The sequence below is a fragment of the Pseudonocardia yuanmonensis genome (assembly GCF_039542425.1).
Classification (GTDB): domain Bacteria; phylum Actinomycetota; class Actinomycetes; order Mycobacteriales; family Pseudonocardiaceae; genus Pseudonocardia; species Pseudonocardia yuanmonensis.
The window spans coordinates 1-16,070 of the sequence record NZ_BAABIC010000044.1; the positions used below are offsets into that span (position 1 = coordinate 1).

At 73.6% G+C, this 16,070-nt stretch carries 13 protein-coding genes; 3 read left to right on the forward strand and 10 right to left on the reverse strand.

What is annotated here, in order from left to right:
• Positions 1 to 716, forward strand: a 716-nt coding sequence (locus ABD990_RS33660; protein WP_345384863.1) for a BCCT family transporter, incomplete at its 5' end; no start/stop codon positions are given.
• A gap of 54 nt (positions 717 to 770) precedes the next feature.
• Here ABD990_RS33660 and ABD990_RS33665 read toward each other — a convergent pair.
• Positions 771 to 2,183, reverse strand: a complete 1,413-nt coding sequence (locus ABD990_RS33665) for an FAD-binding oxidoreductase (RefSeq protein ID WP_345384864.1) — start codon at positions 2,181 to 2,183, stop codon at positions 771 to 773.
• Positions 2,184 to 2,339: 156 nt separating this feature from the next.
• Between ABD990_RS33665 and ABD990_RS33670 the strand changes: the two genes are divergently transcribed.
• The gene (locus ABD990_RS33670) at positions 2,340 to 3,038 is read left to right on the forward strand and encodes a winged helix-turn-helix transcriptional regulator (RefSeq protein ID WP_345384865.1); all 699 of its coding nucleotides are present in this window, start codon (positions 2,340 to 2,342) and stop codon (positions 3,036 to 3,038) included.
• Between the two features lie 13 nt (positions 3,039 to 3,051).
• Here ABD990_RS33670 and ABD990_RS33675 read toward each other — a convergent pair whose 3' ends face one another.
• Genes ABD990_RS33675 through ABD990_RS33685 form a run of 3 tightly spaced genes read right to left on the reverse strand, consistent with a single transcriptional unit; the run spans position 3,052 to position 6,845 of the window.
• Positions 3,052 to 4,575 (reverse strand): bifunctional folylpolyglutamate synthase/dihydrofolate synthase, encoded by a 1,524-nt coding sequence (locus ABD990_RS33675; protein ID WP_345384866.1) that lies wholly within the window; start codon positions 4,573 to 4,575, stop codon positions 3,052 to 3,054.
• A gap of 27 nt (positions 4,576 to 4,602) precedes the next feature.
• Complete coding sequence (purU, locus tag ABD990_RS33680) at positions 4,603 to 5,466, reverse strand: formyltetrahydrofolate deformylase (RefSeq protein WP_425569719.1); 864 nt, start codon at positions 5,464 to 5,466, stop codon at positions 4,603 to 4,605.
• Between the two features lie 5 nt (positions 5,467 to 5,471).
• Positions 5,472 to 6,845, reverse strand: coding sequence for an L-serine ammonia-lyase (locus ABD990_RS33685; protein WP_345384867.1), 1,374 nt, complete (start codon positions 6,843 to 6,845; stop codon positions 5,472 to 5,474).
• Positions 6,846 to 7,081: 236 nt separating this feature from the next.
• On the opposite strand from ABD990_RS33685, the gene ABD990_RS33690 reads away from it, so the two are divergent.
• Positions 7,082 to 7,711, forward strand: a complete 630-nt coding sequence (locus tag ABD990_RS33690) for a GntR family transcriptional regulator (protein WP_345384875.1) — start codon at positions 7,082 to 7,084, stop codon at positions 7,709 to 7,711.
• Between the two features lie 33 nt (positions 7,712 to 7,744).
• Here the strand turns inward: ABD990_RS33690 and folP are convergent, their stop codons facing one another.
• From folP to ABD990_RS33720, 6 genes are all read right to left on the reverse strand, one after another.
• Positions 7,745 to 8,605, reverse strand: a complete 861-nt coding sequence (folP, locus tag ABD990_RS33695; protein WP_345384868.1) for a dihydropteroate synthase — start codon at positions 8,603 to 8,605, stop codon at positions 7,745 to 7,747.
• 20 nt (positions 8,606 to 8,625) lie between these two features.
• A complete protein-coding gene (locus tag ABD990_RS33700) occupies positions 8,626 to 9,513 on the reverse strand; it encodes a bifunctional 5,10-methylenetetrahydrofolate dehydrogenase/5,10-methenyltetrahydrofolate cyclohydrolase (protein WP_345384869.1) in 888 nt (295 codons plus the stop codon).
• Positions 9,510 to 10,130, reverse strand: coding sequence for a cyclodeaminase/cyclohydrolase family protein (locus ABD990_RS33705; protein WP_345384870.1), 621 nt, complete (start codon positions 10,128 to 10,130; stop codon positions 9,510 to 9,512). Before ABD990_RS33705 ends, ABD990_RS33700 begins: the two co-directional genes overlap by 4 nt.
• Positions 10,131 to 10,240: 110 nt before the next feature.
• Positions 10,241 to 12,709, reverse strand: a complete 2,469-nt coding sequence (locus ABD990_RS33710) for a GcvT family protein (RefSeq protein ID WP_345384871.1) — start codon at positions 12,707 to 12,709, stop codon at positions 10,241 to 10,243.
• Positions 12,710 to 12,761: 52 nt separating this feature from the next.
• A complete protein-coding gene (locus ABD990_RS33715; RefSeq protein WP_345384872.1) occupies positions 12,762 to 13,436 on the reverse strand; it encodes a sarcosine oxidase subunit gamma in 675 nt (224 codons plus the stop codon).
• On the reverse strand, positions 13,429 to 16,068 hold the full coding sequence (locus tag ABD990_RS33720) for an FAD-dependent oxidoreductase (protein ID WP_345384873.1): 2,640 nt from the start codon (positions 16,066 to 16,068) through the stop codon (positions 13,429 to 13,431). The genes ABD990_RS33715 and ABD990_RS33720 overlap by 8 nt, the downstream gene beginning before the upstream one ends.
• Between the last annotated feature and the right edge of the window lie 2 nt (positions 16,069 to 16,070).

The following is a 16,070-nucleotide window of genomic DNA, read 5'->3' on the forward strand; positions in this document are numbered from 1 at the left end:
CCTGGACCCCGTTCGTCGGCATGTTCATCGCCCGCATCAGCCGCGGCCGCACGATCCGCCAGTTCATCGCGGGCGTCATCCTGATCCCGAGCGTGGTGTCGCTGGTCTGGTTCGCCATCTTCGGCGGTGCGGCGATCTCCGCCCAGCAGGCCGGCACGGACCTCGCCTCCGGCGGACAGGAGGAGAAGCTGTTCGGGCTGCTGCAGTCCTTCCCGGTCGGCTCGGTGCTCAGCGTCGTCGCGATGCTGCTCGTGGCGATCTTCTTCGTCTCCGGCGCCGACGCCGCCTCGGTCGTCATGGGCACGATCTCCCAGCGGGGTTCCATCGAGCCCAGCCGCGGGATCGTCGTCTTCTGGGGCACGGTCATGGGGGCGATCGCGGCGATCATGCTGCTGGTCGGCGGTGACGACGCCCTGACCGGCATCCAGAACATCACCATCATCATGGCGCTGCCGTTCGTGATCATCATGGTGCTGCTGTGCGTGGCGTTGTGGAAGGACCTGCGGTCCGATCCGCTGATCCGCCGCCAGGTCCGGGCGGGTCAGGCCGTCGAGCAGGCCGTGGACTACGGCATGACGGCCCACGCCGGCGACTTCATCCTCAACGTGAAGCCGAAGACGAGGACCGACGCGACCCACGAGGCCGAGGCCCGCGGCGGACACACGATCCTGCCCGGTGAGCCGGGCCCGGTCCCGGTGGATCGTGACCGTTCCTGAGCTGCGCCGCCCGCCGCGGGGTCCCGACCCCGCGGCGGGCGACGCGCCACCGGGTCACGCAGCGGGTCTGTGGTCGCCGGCTCCGGCTGCTCCGGGCGGGCGGGGGCGGATGTTCCTGTTGTGGTGGAAGGCGTTGGCGGGGTCGTAGGTGGCCTTGACCTCGGCGAGCCGCCGGTAGGCGTGTTCCTCGTAGGCCTCTCGGACGCGGCTGCTGTCGTCGTCGGAGTCGAGGAAGTTGACGTAGACGCTGCCGGCACGATGCGGTCGGAGGGCGTGGAGGAACCGCCGCGCCCACGCGGACTCCGCCGCGGCGTGCTCGCCGGGCTCGTCGGGAAGCCAGACGGCGTCGATGACGATGTTGTGGGCCACGTCGCGGGCGCCGTAGGCGGTGGCGTCGTGGGGGACCCGGGCGACGGCACCGCCCATGTGGAACATCGCCGAGTACGAGCGGGGCGAGCGGGCGGCATACGCGTGATCGGCGATCACGGAGATGGCGTCGTCGGTGAGGCCGGCGAGGTCCGTCGCCTTCCAGTAGTAGTGCCACCCGTGCAGGACGGTGTCGTCGGCGGCGCCCTGGAAGGCGGCGTACGGCGTCGGTGCGAGCAGGTCGACGAGCGGTGACCCGAAGCGGCGGAGGTCCCGCACCGCGCGCTCGCCGTCCTCCACGGCTCCGGCGTAGCAGCAGATGACGGCGATCGCGGGCTGCCAGTGCAGGTGCTCCGGGATGGCCGGCAGCGGGGGAACGGTGCCGAGCCTGACGACGGTGCCGAGCTCGTCCGGTGCTCGGGAAGCGAAGTCCCGGTAGAAGCGCAGCACGGCGGGCGTCTCGTCGGCCGCCCAGAAGACGGGCCCGGCCACGACGCTCGGGCCGAGGGGATGCAGGGCGAACCGGAACGAGGTGACGACGCCGAAGTTGCCGCCGCCGCCACGCAGCGCCCAGAACAGATCGGGGTGCTCGTCCGCGGACGCCCGGACGATCCGGCCGTCGGCCGTCACGACCTCGGCGGCGAGCAGGTTGTCGACGGCGAGCCCGTGCCTGCGCATGAGGAAACCGATGCCGCCGCCCAGCGTGAGCCCGGCGACGCCGGTGTGGCCGATGATCCCGCCCGTGGTGGCCAGACCGTACGCCTGTGACTCGTGGTCGACGTCGCCCCACAGCGCCCCGCCCCGGACCCGGGCCGTGCGGCTCACGGGGTCGACCCACACGGCCCGCATGGCCGAGAGGTCGACGACGATCCCGCCGTCGCACACGGCGGTACCCGCCACATTGTGGCCCCCGCCCCGTACGGCGATCTCCAGGTCGTGGTCCCGGGCGAAGCGCACGGCCGCAACGACGTCCGCGGTCCCGCCGCAGCGGGCGATCAGCCGGGGACGCCGGTCGACGGCGCCGTTCCACACGGACCGGGCCGTGTCGTAGCCGGCGTGGTCAGCGGTGATCAGCTGGCCCCGGAACCCGTCGATCTCCATCGCGGTTACCTCCTCGTCCAGGTGGCCGAGCCGTCGCGGACGGGTGTCGTCACCGGTCGTCCGCTCTCGGCGGCTTCATCGCACCGCCGGAGACCGCGGGCGTGAAGTCAACAATCCGGACTTCCCACCCGGAGGCAGGAGCGCGACTCTGTCGTCGTGCGGACCTACGGCCAGTACTGCCCCATCGCCCGTGGTGCCGAGATCTTCGCCGAGCGGTGGACGCCACTGATCATCCGCAACCTGTGGCTGGGCTGCGGAAGCTTCGGCACGATCCTGGAGGGCGCGCCCGGGCTCTCCCGCACCGTGCTCTCCCAGCGGCTCAAGCAGCTCGAACGGCTCGGCATCGTCGAGTCGGCTCCCAAGCCCGACGGGCGCGGGCGCCATTACGAGCTCACGCCCGCCGGTCACGACCTCTTCAAGGTCTGTGTGTCGCTCGGCGAGTGGGGTGCCGCCTGGCTCGAGATCGCCCCCGAGCACCTCGATCCGTTCGTGGCGCTGTGGTCGATGTGCAACATGCTCCGTCGGGACCTGCTCCCGGATCGGCGCGTCGTCATCCGCTTCGACTTCACCGGCCGCCGCCGGCCCGAGCGGTACTGGCTGCTGATCGAGCACCGGGACACCGAGATCTGCAGGACCTACCCCGGCGTCGACGAGGACCTCTACATCACCGCGGAGGCCGAGGCCTTCGTCAAGTGGCACGCCGGCCAGCAGGCCTGGGTCGAGGCCGTCCGCGACCGCCGCATCCAACTGCACGGCCCTTCCTGGCTCGTGCGGGCCTTCCCCACCTGGAACGCCCGCAGCGCGTTCGCCCACATCGAGCCCGCTTCCCGGCCTGCGGCGAGCGTCGCCTGCTGACCACCGGGGACGCTCAGGGGCAAGGGGACGGCGCCGGTCGCGCGGCGGCGTCGAGCGCGGCGAGCAGGTGGAAGGAGCCGCTGACCACGATCGGCGCCCCGGTGGGGGTGGCGGTCCGGGCTCGGCGGAGCGCCGCCACGGGGTCGGGCTCGACCGCGACGGGGATCCCGGCGGCCCGGGCGGCGCCGGCGACGTCCTCGGCCGGGCGGGACCGTGGAGCGGGACCGCCGCCGTCCGTGCCGGGGCCTGTGCCGAACTCGGTGGCGACGACGAGCCCGGCGGCCGGCGCGATGGCCCGGAGCGCCGCGTCGAGGTCCTTGTCGTGCTTGAACGCCAGCACCCACGTGACGATGCGCCGGGGGTACAGCTCGGTCACGGTGCGCGCGACGGAGGCGAGCTTGAGGGCGTTGTGCGCGCCGTCGAGGACGACCGTGCGCCCGTCGACGCTGCGCCGTTCGAACCGGCCCGGCAGTGCGGTGCGGGCCAGACCGGCGCGGACGGCTCCGGGATCGAGTGCCCAACCGTCGCGGCGGGCGAGGGCGGCGACCGCGCGCAGCGCGAGCACCGCGTTCCCGGCCTGGTGACGCCCCGGGAGCCCGAGCGGGAGGTCGCCCCACCCGGGCAGGCGCAGCACCGTCCCGCATTCCCCGGTGCCGGCCTCCCGGACCGCGGCCGCGGCGTCGACGAACTCCAGCCCGGTGTCCCGGCGGCCGGCCTCGCCGGCGATGACCTCGTCGACCGCGGCGCCGTTGCGGACGCTGATGCCCAGCCCGCCACGGGGCAGGATCCCGGCCTTGTGCGCCGCGATCTCGGGCAGCGTGCCGCCGAGGAGGTCCGTGTGGTCGAGCCCGATCGGGGTGAGCACGGCGAGCTTGTCCCGGCGGTCGACGACGTTGGTGGCGTCGAGCAGCCCGCCGATGCCGGTCTCGATCACGCCGTAGTCCACGCGGCCGGCGAACAACCCGAACGCGAGCGCGGTGGTGACCTCGAAGAACGTCGGCCGCCCGAGGCCCGCGCGCTCGACCGCGGCGATCGCGGGCCGGAGCCGGTCGAGCTCGTCGACCAGCAGCCCGGCGGCGACCGGCCGTCCGTCGAGGCGGAACCGTTCGCGCAGGGAGTAGGCGTGCGGAGAGCTGTGGGCCCCGACGCGGAACCCGTGCGCCGCGAGGACCTCCGCGGTGAAGGCGCAGACCGAGCCCTTGCCGGCGGTGCCGGCGACGTGCACGACCGGCACCGCGTTCTGCGGATCGCCGAGCCGGCGCAGCAGGTCCCGGGCGCGGCCGGTGCCGGCGCCGTGCACGGCACGCGCGGCGCCGCCGGGGGTGAGCTCCTCGTAGAGGTAGCGCACGGCCTCCTCGAAGGGCGCGGCCTCCTCGAAGGGCGCGGCCTCCTCGAAGCGCACGGCCTCCTCGAAGGGCGCGGCACCGTCGGAGCGCCGGGAACCGGCGGGCGCCGGGTTCGGGGGAGCGATCACGCCGGTGCCCGGGTCGATCCGGGCGAGGAGGGCGTTCAGGCTCGCGACGGCCCCCTCACGCACGGCCCTCCCCCACGCCCTTCTCCCGGCTCACCGGAAGACGACGGTGCTGTGCCCGTTGAGCAGCACCCGGCGCTCGCAGTGCCAGCGCACCGCCCGGGACAGGGCCAGCGCCTCGGCGTCCCGGCCGACGGTCTGCAGTGCCTTCGGGTCGTAGGCGTGGTCGATCCGGATGACCTCCTGCTCGATGATCGGGCCCTCGTCGAGATCCGGGGTCACGTAGTGGGCCGTGGCGCCGACGAGCTTGACCCCGCGGTCGTAGGCCTGGTGGTAGGGCTTGGCGCCCTTGAACCCGGGCAGGAAGGAGTGGTGGATGTTGATGGCGCGACCGTGCAGGGCCTTGCAGGTCTGGTCGGAGAGCACCTGCATGTAGCGGGCCAGCACGACGAGCTCCGCGTCGTACTCGTCGACCAGCTCCAGCAGCCGGGCCTCGGCCTGCGGCTTGGTCTCGGGGGTGACCGGCACGTGCACGAACGGCAGCCCGGCACCCTCGGCCATCGGGCGCAGGTCCTCGTGGTTGGACACGACGGCCACGATCTCGGCGCCGAGGCTGCCGGCCCGCCAGCGGAAGATCAGGTCGTTGAGGCAGTGCCCGAGCTTGGACACCATGACCAGCACCCGGGCGTCCTGCGCCGGCGAGAAGCTGAAGTCCATGGCGAAGTCCGCGGCGACCGGCTCGAACCCGCGGGCCATGGCCTCGAGGTCGACCTCGTCGTCGGTGGTGACCACGGTGCGCAGGAACAGCCGGTTCCGGACCGAGTCGTCGAACTGCTGGTACTCGCTGATGTCGCAGCCGTGTTCGAACAGGTAGGCGCTGACCGCCCGGACGATGCCGGTGCGGTTGGGGCAGCTCAGGGTGAGGATGAACGAGCGGGTCACAGGGGTCTCCAGCATTGAACTCAGCACTCCACGACGGTGAGAGCCAGCCCGCCGCGGGCGGTCTCCTTGTACTTGTCCTTCATGTCCGCACCCGTCTCGCGCATGGTCCTGATCGCCTTGTCCAGCGAGACGTGGTGGGCGCCGTCGCCGCGCACGGCCATCCGGGCGGCGGTGATGGCCTTGACCGAGGCCACGGCGTTGCGCTCGATGCAGGGGATCTGCACCAGCCCGCCGACCGGGTCGCAGGTCAGGCCCAGGTTGTGCTCGATGCCGATCTCGGCGGCGTTCTCCACCTGCTCCGGGGTGCCGCCGAGGAGCTCGGCGAGGCCGCCGGCGGCCATGGAGCAGGCCGAGCCGACCTCGCCCTGGCAGCCGACCTCGGCGCCGGAGATGGAGGCGTTCTCCTTGAACAACAGCCCGATCGCGCCGGCGGTGAGCAGGAACCGCACGGCGGCGTCGTCGTCGAAGGCGGGCAGGAACCGCGCGGCGTAGTGCAGGACGGCGGGCACGATCCCGGCGGCACCGTTGGTCGGGGCGGTCACCACCCGCCCGCCCGCGGCGTTCTCCTCGTTGACCGCGAGCGCCCAGAGGGTGACCCACTCCATCGCGCGCAGCGCGTCGGACTCGTCGGCGTCGGACTCCAGGCGCGCCCGCAGCGCGGCCGCACGCCGGCGGACCTTCAGCCCACCGGGTAGCACCCCGGTGGTGTGCGTGCCGCGCTCCACGCACTCACGCATCACCGACCAGATGTGCAGCAGGCCGGCGCGGATCTCCTCCTCGCTGCGCCAGGACAGCTCGTTGGCCAGCATGACGTCGCTGATCCGCAGCCCGGTCTCCCGCGTCAGCGCGAGCAGCCCGTCCCCGGTGGTGAACGGGTACCGGACCGGGGTCGGGTCCTCGACCAGGACCGGGCGGCCGGCGTCGTCCTCGTCGAGCACGAACCCGCCGCCGACCGAGTAGTACTCACGGCGGTCGAGATCGGTGCCCTCGGCGTCGGAGGCGGTGAAGACCATGCCGTTGGAGTGGAAGTCCAGGCGCTTCCGCCGGTGCAGCACGACGTCGTCGTCGACCGAGAACTCGATCTTGTGCTCCCCGCCGAGCACGATCCGCCGCTCGGTGCGCACCGCCTCGACCGCCGGATCGGCGGCCACCGGGTCCACCAGGTGCGGCTGCTCCCCCGCCAGGCCGAGGACCACGGCCTTGACCGAGCCGTGGCCGTGCCCGGTGGCCCCGAGCGAACCGAACAGCTCACAGCGCACCGCCGCGGTCCGGGCGAGCAGCCCGGTCTCCCGCAGCCGGGAGACGAACGACCAGGCCGCGCGCATCGGCCCGACCGTGTGCGAGCTCGAGGGGCCGATACCGACCTTGAACAGGTCGAACACCGAGATCGTCATGCGCGCTCCTCTGCCGGTCGGCGCGGTCTCTCCACGCGGAGCAAGCAGATACTAAACTGGTATATCAGTGTGTGGCAAGTGGTATGGTGGATGAATGTCGTCAACTCGCTCCGTGGATCTCAGGCACTAGGATGATGTCCGTGACCGCTGCCCCGCAGGAGCTCGAGCCGGCCCCGACTCCCGCCCTGACGTCGACGCCCGCGCCCTCGTCCGCGCCCGCCCCGGCGTCCGTGCCCATGTCCCTGGCCGATCGCGCGTACCTCGCGATCCAGGACCGGCTGATCATGCTCGACATCCCGCCGATGGCACCCATCGACGACGTGGCCCTGATCGAGTCGCTCGGAGTCGGCCGCACCCCGGTCCGCGAGGCACTGAAGCGCCTGGAGGTGGACCGGCTGGTCGTGTCGTACCCGCGGCGGGGCACCTTCGCGACCGGCGTGGACATCACCGACCTCGCCTACATCTCCGAGATCCGCGACCAGCTCGAGCCCCTGGCCGCGCGCCGGGCCACGCGCGTCGCGGGCCCCGCCGTGCGGGCGGAGCTGGCGGACCTGGCCGAGGCCACCGAGGCCCTGGACGTGCGGACGCTGGAGCGCCACGAACTCATGCGCTGGGACCTGCGGGTGCACCGGGCGATCTACCGGGCGGCGGGCAACCCGCACCTGGAGGACACCCTCGTGCGCTACAACAACCTGGCGACCCGGATCTTCTGCCTGTTCCTGGACCGCATGGCGCACTTCGACCGGCACGTCGGCGAGCACGCGGGCCTGCTGCGCGCCATCGCCGGCGGCGAGGCGGACGAGGCCGAGCGGCTCGCCCGCGAGCACGTCGAGGGCTTCGAGAAGGCGATCCGGGCGATCATCTGACCCGGTCCGGCCCGCGGGAGGGCGGGGCACGGGTCAGCCCAGCGCCTCGAGGACCGCGAGGGCGTCGACCGTGGGCGCCACGTCGTGCACCCGCACGATCCGGGCGCCGCGCTGCACGGCGAGCAGGGCGGCGGCGACGGACGCGGCCTCCCGCCGGTCGACCGGACGCCCCGTGATGCGGCCGAGCATGGCCTTGCGCGACAACCCGACCATGATCGGTGCGCCGAGCTCGGTGAAGGCACGGAGCGAGCCGAGCAGCGCGAGGTTGTGCTCCAGGGTCTTCCCGAAGCCGAACCCGGGATCGACGATCAGGTGCTCCGGGCGGATCCCGGCCTCGAGGCAGGCGTCGATCCGGGCGCGCAGGAACGCCCGCACGTCCGCGAGCACGTCGCCGTACCGGGGATCCCGCTGCATGAGGTGCGGCGGCCTGGGCATGTGCGTCAGGCACACCGGCACGTCCAGCTCGGCGGCCGTGCCTACGGCTCCGGGGTGGCGGAGGGCCCGCACGTCGTTGACCAGCGCGGCGCCGGCGCGGACCGCGGCGCGCATGACCTCCGGGCGGGAGGTGTCCACCGACAGCGGCACCGAGACCCGTGCGGCCAGTGCCTCCACCACCGGGACGACCCGGTCGAGCTCCTCGGCCACCCCGGGCGGCCGGGCCCCGGGGCGGGTGGACTCGCCGCCGATGTCGATCAGGTCGGCGCCCTCGGCGACCATCCCGAGCCCGCGGGCGACCGCGGCGTCCCGGTCGACGAAGGCACCGCCGTCGGAGAACGAGTCGGGCGTGACGTTGAGGATCCCGCAGACCAGGGGCTGCGGGCCCCGGAGCCGCTGCAGCAGCGAGGTCACCCCCGGGACGGCGGGACGGGTACGAGGAAGGTCCGTGACGGTCATCGTGTGCCTCCTCGGAGGCGTCAGGTGGCGGCCGGCCGTGCGGCCGACCGGACGGTGTGCTGCAGCAACAGGGCCGTGGTGACCGGACCCACCCCTCCGGGGACCGGTGTCAGGCCGGCGACCCGTCCGGTCACCGCCGCCGCGTCGACGTCGCCGACGAGGCCGCCGTCGGGAGTGGGATTGGTCCCCACGTCGACCACGACCGCGTCGGGGGCGACGTGCTCGGCGGTGATCAGCCCGATCCGGCCGACCGCGACGACGAGCACCTCGGCCGGGCGGGTGAGCTCGGCGAGGTCCTTGGTGTGGCGGTGGCAGACGGTGACCGTGGCGTCGCGCTGCAGCAGCAGCTGGGCGACGGGCTTGCCGACGACGTTCGACCGCCCGACCACGGCGGCGTTGCGGCCTGCGAGGGGCACCTCGTGGTGGTCGAGCAGGGCCATGACCGCGGCAGCGGTGGCCGGGGCGAAGGCGGGCAGCCCCGCGGCGAGGCGGCCGAGCGACAGCGGGTTGACCCCGTCGACGTCCTTCTCCGGGGCGATCGCGGCGGCGAGGTCCTCGACGCTTGCATCCGGCGGCAGCGGGGTCTGCAGCATGATCCCGTGCACGGCGACGTCGTCGCTCAGGGTGCGCAGCGCCGCCCGGATCCGCTCGGGGCCGACGTCCGGGCCGAGGTCGACGACCTCGCAGTGGATGCCGGTCGCGGCGGCGGCCTTGGCGATGGAGCGCACGTACCAGGCGCTGGACTCGTCGTCGTTCGCGACCACGACGGCCAGCCTCGGCAGGGTGCCGGCGGCGGTCAGCTCGGCGGCGGTCCGGGCCACCCGGCCGCGGATGGTGCGGGCCAGCTCGATCCCGCTGAGCACAGCGGTGCCGGTCGGCGCGGGCGAGAGGGTGACGGGCGTGGTCATCGGATGATCTGCTCCCGGACGGCGGCGGTGACCTTGTCGGCGCGGAGGAGGAGGTCGTCGACGCCGGTGAGGGCGGCGGCGAGCTCGGCGCGGGCGTCCGCGTCGGTGATGCCGACCAAGTTGATCTCCACGTTGACCCGGGCGGTGGAGGCGGCGGCGCGGGCCGCGTCCGCCGCGGCGGCGACGTCGCTGACGACGTTGGGGTTGCCGATCGGCCGCAACCACTCGGTCAGGCCGATGATCCGGTCGGCCAAGGCGACGACCTGGGCCGGGACGCGCCCGGCCTCGACCAGGGCGGCCGCGATCGCGAGGGAGCGTGCGGTCTTCTCCTGCTCCGTCGAGCGGGGCATCGCATAGGCGGACCCGACCGCGCCGAACACCGCAGCGTCCTGCTCCGCGAGGGTCAACGCGAGCAGGCGGCACTCGTCGGAGTCGTCGCGGACGGCGGTGATGGTGTCGGCGTGCTCGGCGTACTTCTCGCCGTCGCTGTAGCGGGCGACCATGCCGACGAGCGCGGCCGCCTGGGCGGCGTGCAGCGCCGCGCTCGCGCCGCCGCCGGGCGCCGGGACCCGCGCGGCGAGGGACTGCAGGAAATCGTCGAGGGTGTCCGTGCGCATGGGTGCGTCCTTCACGATGGGGGCTGGACGGGCGAGGGCGGCGCGGGCGCGCGACCCGGGTCGACCGGACCGCGCGCCCGCGGTCATCCACCCGCGACCGGGACGAGGGATCAGCGGCGGATGCGGGTCATCTCCGGGTCGACCAGCGGCTCGGCCGCGACGGTGGCGCGCACCCTGCGGTCGAAGTACTGGATCTCCACCGACGTGCCGACCTGGACGGCGGGCAGCCAGGCGTAGGCGACGGGCCTGCCGATGGTGTGCCCGAACGCGGCGGAGGTGACGTGGCCCGCGGGCCGGCCGTCGAGGAACACCGGCTCGTGACCGAGCAGGACGCTCTGGCCGTCGTCGACGGTGAGGCAGGTCAGCCGGCGGGTGACGGTCTCCTCGCTCAGGCCGGCGACCGCGTCGCGGCCGACGAACTCGCCCTTCTGCGGCCGCACCGCGAAGCCGACGCCGGCCTCGTACGGGTTGTGCTCGGTGGTCATGTCCGTGCCCCAGGAGCGGTAGCCCTTCTCCAGGCGCAGGCTGTTGAAGGCCGCGCGCCCGGCGGCGATGACGCCGAGGTCACGACCGGCCTCCCACAGCACGTCCCACAGCCGCCGGCCGTACTCGGCGCTGGTGTAGATCTCCCAGCCGAGCTCGCCGACGTAGGACAGCCGCATCGCGGTGACCGGGATCCCGCCGAGGTGCGCGGCCTTGGCGCGGAAGTACTTGAGGCCCTCGTTCGAGAAGTCGTCGCCGGTGAGCGGCTGGACCAGGTCGCGGGCCAGCGGCCCCCACACGCCGATGCAGCAGGTGCCGCCGGTGATGTCGCGGATCTGCACGCTGTGGTCGTGCGGCGCCTGGCGCTGCAGGTAGTCCAGGTCGAGCCGGCCGTTGGCGCCGACCTGGAAGCGGTCCTCGGCCAGGCGGGCGACGGTGAGGTCGCTGCGGATCCCGCCGGCCTCGTCGAGGGCGAGGGTGTAGGTGACCGAGCCGACCGACTTGTCCATCTTCCCGGTGGTCAGCCGCTCGAGGAACGCGAGCGCGCCGGGCCCGCTGACCTCGATGCGCGTGAGCGGGGTCATGTCGTAGAGCGCCACGCCGGTGCGGGTCTTCCACGCCTCGGCGGCGGCGATCGGCGAGTGGAACATCGCCGACCAGGCGTCCCGCGCCGGCGGCTGCCACTCGGCGGGCAGCTCGTCGACCAGGTGCGCGTTGGCCTCGTACCAGTGCGGGCGCTCCCAGCCGTGCGACTCGAGGAAGAAGGCGCCGAGCTCCTTCTGCCGGTCGTGGAACGGGCTGACCCGCAGGTCGCGCGGGGACTCCTTGGGCTGCAGCGGGTGCAGCACGTCGTAGATCTCGACGAAGTTCCGCTGGGAGGTCTCGTCGACGTAGGCGTCGGTGGTCTGGAACTCGTCGAAGCGGGCCACGTCGCAGCCGTGCAGCTCGATCTCGCTGCGGCCGTCGACGAGCAGCTGGGCGACCGCGCGGGCCACGCCGGAGGAGTGGGTGACCCAGACCGCCTCGGCGATCCAGAAACCGGCCACCTCGGGGGACTCGCCGATCAGCGGGCCGCCGTCCGGGGTGAAGGAGAAGATCCCGTTGAACCCGGTCTCGATCTTCGCCTCCCGCAGCGACGGGAGCAGCAGCTGGCTGTGCTCCCAGGAGGGGGCGAAGTCCTCCTCGGTGAACGGCAGCATCGACGGCATGGCGGCCTCGCCCATGTCGTCGTCGTCGACCTCGGGCAGGTCGCCGATGCGCACCGGCATCGGGCGGTGGGCGTAGGAGCCGATGCCGATGCAGTCGTTGTGCTCGCGGTAGTAGAGGTCCTGGTCCTGGTGGCGCAGGATCGGCATCCGGGCCTCGATCTGCTCGTCGTTGCGGCCGACGAGCTCGGCGACCTGCCCGGTCCGCACGTACTGGTGGGCCAGCGGCAGCAGCGGCACCCGCATCCCGACCAGCTCGCCGAGCTCGCGGCCCCAGAAGCCGCCGCAGGACACGACGACGTCGGCGGGCACCTCGCCGCGGTCGGTCCGCACCCCGGTGACCCGGCCGCCGGCCTGCGTGATCCCGACGACCCGGGTGGAGCCGCGGAACTCCGCACCGCGGGACTCGGCGCGCCGCATCAGGGCGACGACGGCGCGGGAGGCCTTGGCCAGCCCGTCGGTCGGGGTGTGCAGGCCGCCGAGGACCTGCTCGGGGTCGAGCAGCGGGTGCAGCCGCGCGCACTCCTCCGCCCCGACGACCTCGCCCGGGACGCCCCAGGAGGTCGCCCAGCCCTGCTTGCGGTGCAGGTCGGCGAGCCGCTCCGGGGTGGTCGCGACCTCGAGGCCGCCGACCTGGTTGAAGCACCAGGCCCCGTCGACGTCGAGGCTCAGGAGCTTCTCGACGGTGTAGGTGGCGAACTCGGTCATGGTCTTCGACGCGTTGGTCTGGAAGACCAGGCCGGGCGCGTGCGAGGTCGAGCCGCCGGTGAGCGGCAGCGGACCCTGGTCCAGGACGGTGACCCGGTCCCAGCCGCGCTGGGTGAGCTCGTCCGCCAGGTTCGCCCCGACGATCCCGGCTCCGATGATGACGACGCGTGGGGTGGTGCTCATGCTGTCTCTCCTCACGGGCGGTCCTCGGCGACCGCCGCGCTGTGCGTCAGGGTCAGGTGGTGGCGAGCGCGGGCTCGGTACGGAAAGCGGGGCGGAGCTCGGTCCGGAACTCCTGAGCGGCGTCGAGCAGCCAGTCCGCGAGGTGGCCGGCGAAGGACGGCCGCACGAAGAGGCGGTAGTCGTCCTCGGCGAGGGCGAGCAGCAGCACCCCGGTCAGCCCGACCGTGGTCTGCGCGGCGGACCCGGCGGGGAAGGCCGCGGGGCGCAGGTCCAGCGAGCAGCCGAAGGACAGCAGCTCCCGGGCGAGGGTGCCGCGGAGGCGGATGCTGGTGCGCTGCGCGGAGACGTCGACCGCGGCGCCGCCGTAGGGCGAGACCGCACCGACGAGGGTGTGCTCCCACTCGTGCGGCTGCGCGGCGACGCTGGTGACCAGCCACTCGTCCGGGCCGAGCCAGATCAGCTGCCCGTCCCCGGTGCGGGTCCAGGTGTTGGGGCGGGTCGGCAGGGCCGCCCCGAGCACCCGCGAGGCGGTGTCGACACCCGGCCCGTCGGGGTCGACCCGCAGGTCGACGGCGGCGACCTCGGCCTCGGCCTCGATCCGCAGCCCCGCGCCGGCGGGACCGGCGAGCTCGGCGGAGAGCTCGGCCAGGGCCTGCTTCCGGCTCTCGAGCGGGTGGGTGCGGTACAGCGGGCGGGACGGGGTGCGGGACCGGGTGCGGTCAGCCATCGCGGCGTGCTCCTTCCGGGTCGACGAGGACCGATCCGCCGATCTCGGCGGGGACGAGGGCGCCGTCCACCGGGACGTGCACGATCTCCCCGATCCGGGCCCGGCCGCCCTTGACCAGCGCCAGCGCGAACGGGCGGCCCAGCTCGGCGCTGTGGTAGCTGGACGTGACGTGCCCGAGCATCGGCACCGGCGGCGGGGGCAGCACCCCGTCGGCACGGAACTCGACGATCTGCGAGCCCTCGGGCAGCTTCGTGCGCGAGTCGGTGGGCAGCAGGGAGACCAGCTGCTTGCGCAGCGGGTTCCGGTTCTCCGGGCGGGCGAACGAGCGCTTGCCCACGAAGTCCGGCTTCTTCTTCGACACCGCCCACTCCATGCCCAGGTCGTGCGGGCTGACGGTGCCGTCCGTGTCCTGTCCGATGATCGGGTAGCCCTTCTCGGCGCGCAGCACGTGCATCGTCTCGGTGCCGTACGGCGTGATGCCGTACTTCGCGCCGGCCTCGAGCAGCCGCTCCCACAGCGCACGCGCGTACCAGGAGTTGACGTTGACCTCGAAGGCGAGCTCGCCGGAGAAGGAGATCCGGGCGATCCGCACGGGGACCCCGTCGAGCTCGGTGTCGCGCAGGGCCATGAACGGGAAGGCCTCGTTGGACACGTCCAGGTCGCCGAAGACCTCGGCGATCACCTCGCGCGACCGCGGGCCGACGACCGGGAAGACCGCCCACTGCTCGGTGACCGACGCCAGGCGCACCCGCAGGTCCGGCCACTCGGTCTGCAGCCACTCCTCGAGCCAGTCGAGGATCGTCGCCGCGCCACCGGTCGTGGTCGTGATCAGGAAGCGGTCCTCGGCCAGGCGCAGGACCGTTCCGTCGTCGATGACCATGCCGTCGTTGCCGCACATCACGCCGTAGCGCACGCGTCCGACCTTCAGGCTGCTCATCATGTTCGTGTAGACGCGGTCGAGCAGCACCCCGGCGTCCGGCCCCTGGACGTCGATCTTGCCGAGGGTGGAGCCGTCGAGGATGCCGACACCGCGCCGGACCGCGGCGCACTCCCGCAGCACGGCGGCGTCCATGTCCTCGCCCGGCCGCGGGTAGTAGCGGGCGCGCTTCCACTGCCCGACGTCCTCGAACACCGCGCCGGCCTCGACGTGCCAGGAGTGCACCGCGGTGGTCCGCTCCGGGTCGAACAGCGTCCCGCGCTCGCGCCCGGCCAGGGCGGCGAACGCGACGGGCGTGTAGGGCGGGCGGAAGGTGGTCGTGCCGAGGTCCTCGACCGGACGGCCGAGCAGCTCGGCGGCGATGCCGGAGGCGATCACGCCGGACGTCTTGCCCTGGTCGTGGGCGGTGCCGATGGTCGTGTAGCGCTTGACGTGCTCCACGCTCCGCATGCCCGCCCCGACGGCTCGCGCGATGTCGGCGACGGTCGCGTCGCGCTGGATGTCGACGAACTGGCGGGTCTGGTCGCCCGCGGTGCGCCACAACACGGTGGTGGGGGTCGGCGCGGGCTCCGGCGCGGTGCTCGGGGCGTCGCCCCCGGCGCCCTCGCGCAGGCAGCCGGCCAGGTCCAGGGTGCCGTTGGCGGCGCCGACCACGGTGATCCCCGGCAGGGGCTCGCCGGGCCGGAAGGCGCCCAGCGCCGGGTCGTAGGCCAGGGGGCCCTTGACGTGGCTGAACAGGTGCGCGGTCGGGTTCCAGCCGCCGGACACCAGCAGCAGGTCGGTCGGCAGCGTCCACTGCCCACCGTCGGCCGCGCTGACCTGGACGTCCGTTATCCGCTCCTCGCCGGAGGTCCCGATGACCACGGCCTCGGGATGCACGGCCACGCCGCGCTCGGCGCACCGGGTGACCCAGTGCGCGGGCGGGACCGGGCGGGCGTCGAGGACCGTGACCTCGGCACCGGCGTCGGACAGGTCGGTCGCCGCGGCGTAGGCGGCGTCGTCGCTGGTGAACACGACGACCCGGCGACCGGCGAGGACGCCGTAGCGGTGCAGGTAGTCCCGCGCCGACGCGGCCAGCATGATGCCCGGGCGGTCGTTGTCGGTGCACACGATCGGCCGCTCGTGGGCGCCGGTGGCCACGACGACCTGCTCGGCGCGGATGCGGTGCACCCGCTGCCGGGAGCGGTGCCGGGGTGCGGCCGCGCCGAGGTGGTCCGTCCGCCGCTCCAGCGCCAGGACGAAGCCGTCGTCGTAGTGCCCGAAGGCGGTGGTGCGCTGCAGGTGCAGCACGTCGGGGTGGGCGGCGAGCTCGGCGACGGTGTCGGCGACGAACTGCAGCGCCGGGCGCCCGGCGATCCGCTCGGTACCGGTCAGGCTGCCGCCGGCGACGGGCCGGTCGTCGAGCAGGACGACGCTCTCCCCCGCCCGGACCGCGGTGCGCGCGGCGAGCAGCCCGGCCGGACCGGCACCGATGACCAGGGTGTCGCAGTGCGTGTGCTTGCGGTCGTAGCGGGCGGTGTCGGCCACCTCGGCGAGCCGGCCCTGGCCGCTCACGCTGCGGGCCGCGAGCCCGTCGGTCAGCTCGATCGTGCTGGCGAGGAGCATCGGCTCGGGGAAGGGTTCCTCGATCTGGACCAGCCCGGTGGGGTCCTCGGTCCAGGCGGCGGTGATCCCGCGCGGGCGGCCGAGTGTGATGC